The 1,299-nt window shown below is 74.1% G+C and carries 1 protein-coding gene; it reads right to left on the reverse strand.

What is annotated here, in order from left to right; translation table 11 throughout:
• Positions 1 to 172: 172 nt before the first annotated feature.
• Positions 173 to 1,183, reverse strand: a complete 1,011-nt coding sequence (gene rarD, locus AB0N07_RS51250; protein ID WP_365847894.1) for an EamA family transporter RarD — start codon at positions 1,181 to 1,183, stop codon at positions 173 to 175.
• Positions 1,184 to 1,299 lie beyond the last annotated feature (116 nt).

Consider the following 1,299-nt stretch of genomic DNA (forward strand, 5'->3'; position numbering starts at 1 on the left):
TGAGCCCGGCGCCGAGCTGCTCCGCCGCGGGGGACTGGGCCAGCCGGGCGTCGACGTCGGCGGGGGCAAGGCCGTCGTCCTCGGCCCAGGCGTCGCCCAGCAGGTCCGGGACGAGCCGCTGGAAGGCCGGGAGGTACACGGGAGCGGGGGGCTTGGCGGGCATGCGGCCAGTCTAGGCCCGAGCGCCGTCCCCGGCCCGGACCGCCCGGCGGTGCAGGCGCGAGGCGTTCAGCTGGTCCACGGTGAACACCGCCAGGGACAGCCAGATGAGCCCGAAGCCCGCCCAGCGGGCCGCGGGCATCTGCTCGCCGAGGACCGTGACCGCCACGAGGAACTGCAGGATGGGCGCCGTGTACTGCAGCATCCCGAGCGTGGTCAGCGTCAGGGAGCGGGCCGCCGCCGAGAACAGGATGAGCGGAACGGCGGTGACCACGCCGAGCCCGGCCATGAGCCAGAAGTGGGCGGGCCCCTCGGTGACCGTGGTGAGCAGCCCGGCCTGCGCCAGCAGCACGCTGCCCACCACGAACACGGGGATCAGCACCACGGTCTCGGCGGTCATCGCGGTCACCGCGTGCACGGGGGAGGGGAAGCGCTTCTTCACGAAGCCGTAGAGCCCGAACGAGGTGGCCAGCCCGAGCGCGATCCACGGCACCTGCCCCATCGCCGCGGACATCACGACGACGGCGGCCACCGCGATCCCGACGGCCACCCACTGGCCCCGCCGCAGCCGCTCCCCGAGGAAGAGCACGCCCAGCAGGACGTTCACCAGCGGGTTCATGAAGTAGCCGAGCGAGGCCTGCAGCACGTTGCCGGTGGTCACGGACACGGCGTAGAGCAGCCAGTTCACCGCGATGAACCCGGCGGCCAGCGCGGTGGCGCCCCAGCGGCCGGGCGTGGCCAGCGCCGTCCCCAGCTCGCCCAGGCGGCGCATGAGGCCGAGCAACACGAGGCAGAAGATCAGGGCGAAGCCGATGCGCACCACCACGATCTCCAGGGCTCCGGCGGGCGCGAGCACCGCCATGTAGAGCGGCAGCAGGCCCCACACCAAGTAGGCGGTGAAGCCGAGGGCCAACCCGCGCGGGTCGTCGGCCGGGGCGGGGGAGACGGTGGGCAGGGCACCGGTGTCGGGGGCCGCGCCGTCGGGGGTCACGCCGGGCCGGGCAGAGGGGGAGGAGGGGCTCACGCGGACCACTGTACGGTCCGGCACCGGCGAGCAGACCGGCGACCAGGCCGCCGAGGAAGCCCGCGTTGATGGTGGAGGCGATCATGCCGCCCACGAAGCCGGGGACCAGCCCGGGT

Origin of the sequence: Streptomyces sp. NPDC051172, assembly GCF_040682555.1 — a bacterium.
In the GTDB taxonomy this organism is placed as follows: domain Bacteria; phylum Actinomycetota; class Actinomycetes; order Streptomycetales; family Streptomycetaceae; genus Streptomyces.